Consider the following 1,791-nt stretch of genomic DNA (forward strand, 5'->3'; position numbering starts at 1 on the left):
TCCGCAATGCTCCTTTCCGTGCTCAGCCTTCCGTCTTTTGCGCAGGATTTTTCAGATAAAATTACCATTGTTATTCACGGCGGCGCCGGCACCATTACGCGCGCCAACATGAGCCCGGATAAGGAAAAAGCTTACAAAGCAGCTCTGAACGAAGCGTTGCAGAAAGGTTATGCTGTTTTGAAAAAAGGAGGTACGAGCGTGGAAGCAGTCGAAGCTACAATTCACGTCATGGAAGATTCCCCTCTGTTCAATGCGGGAAAAGGGGCTGTGTTCACCAATGATGGCAAAAATGAACTCGATGCTTCCATTATGGAAGGCAAAACGCTGAAAGCCGGTGCAGTTGCTGGGGTTACCAACATTAAAAATCCGATCAGTGCCGCGATTGCGGTGATGAATAAGTCTGAGCACGTGATGATGGCCGGTGCAGGTGCTGAAAAGTTCGCAAAAGAACAGGGATTGGAGCTCGTTGATCCCTCCTACTTCTATACTGAAACGCGGTTTAAAGCTTTGGAAAAAACAAAGGCCGCAGACAAACAGGAGCTCGACCACGATGCCAAGGAAGAAAAGCAGATCAAAAAAGCACCTAAAACCGGCGTGTTGCTGAAAGAGGATCTCATTTTTACCGAAGGCCGGAAGTTCGGAACGGTAGGTTGTGTGGCGCTGGACAAATACGGTAACCTCGCCGCGGGTACTTCCACGGGAGGTATGACAAACAAGAAATACGGACGAATCGGCGATGCGCCCATCATCGGGGCCGGTACTTACGCGAATAATGCAACCTGTGCGGTTTCAGCGACGGGACACGGAGAGTATTTCATCCGCTCGGTGGTAGCGCACGATATTTCTGCATTAATGGAATATAAAGGACTTTCATTGGAAAATGCAGCTAACGAAGTAGTGATGAAAAAGCTGGTTGAACGTGGCGGAGAGGGCGGGATTATCTCACTCGACCGGAACGGAAACATTGCCATGCCTTTCAACAGCGAAGGAATGTACCGGGGGTATATTAAAGGTGATGGAAAAACTGAGGTACTGATCTATAAAGACTGATTTTCTTCTCTATGTAACCATACAAAACCGCCTGCTTCAAACGTTGTGATTTCAGATGTAACTTAACGCCGCCTTTTCTCTATGAAATTAATCTACGGAATACTTTTTCTGATAGCGTTGTTTTGTAACGCAGCTTATGCTACCCATTTCAAGGGCGGCGAGATCCTGGCCAAACACATTTCCGGCCAAACCTATGGCATTAAGGTGCGGCTTTATCTGGATACACAGGTTGGCGCCGGAGCTGCTGATGCCATGAATAACGTAACTATTTGCCTCGGTAATGGTATTACGAAGGATTTAAGCAAAACGCAAGTAATTGCGCATCCAAATAATGGCAGTGTACTTATAGCAGACTTTGAAGGACAGTATACTTACCCCGTGAGCGGGATTTTTCAGATATCCACCTCCATTGACAACCGTACCGCCGGGTATCTCAATCTTGAAAGATCCGAAATGACTTCCGCATTCCTGTGGACTGTAGTTGATACGCAGGTTCAAAACTCAACGCCGGTTTTGCCTTACCTCAACTTTGAAGCTGGCGTAAAGCAAGTATTCTCGGTGGATCTTGCGCCCACAGTTGCAGATGCGGACAGCGTTTCTATCAAAGTTCATAAGCTGAGCAAAGCGTCTCCCGGAACCTGCGGTGTACGCATGATTGACAACAGGTATCTGTTTCCCAATGAAATTACGGGCAATGGTACATTCAAGATAGACGCCGTATCCAGGAAGCTGGTTTGGACC

The 1,791-nt window shown here is 47.5% G+C and carries 1 protein-coding gene and 1 pseudogene; both read left to right on the top strand.

What is annotated here, in order from left to right; translation table 11 throughout:
• Positions 1-6: 6 nt before the first annotated feature.
• On the top strand, positions 7-1,050 hold the full coding sequence (locus ACTIE6_RS23535) for an isoaspartyl peptidase/L-asparaginase family protein (RefSeq protein WP_439558957.1): 1,044 nt from the start codon (positions 7-9) through the stop codon (positions 1,048-1,050).
• An 81-nt stretch (positions 1,051-1,131) separates the two neighbouring features.
• Positions 1,132-1,791: pseudogene (locus ACTIE6_RS23540) on the top strand (T9SS type A sorting domain-containing protein); the annotation flags it as partial.

It is taken from the genome of Dyadobacter sp. (assembly GCF_051859145.1).
In the GTDB taxonomy this organism is placed as follows: domain Bacteria; phylum Bacteroidota; class Bacteroidia; order Cytophagales; family Spirosomataceae; genus Dyadobacter.

What these genes read in the sequence shown, in the direction of transcription:
- ACTIE6_RS23535 (WP_439558957.1), top strand. Translation starts at nt 7, where the DNA reads ATGCTCCTTTCCGTGCTCAGCCTTCCGTCTTTTGCGCAGGATTTTTCA.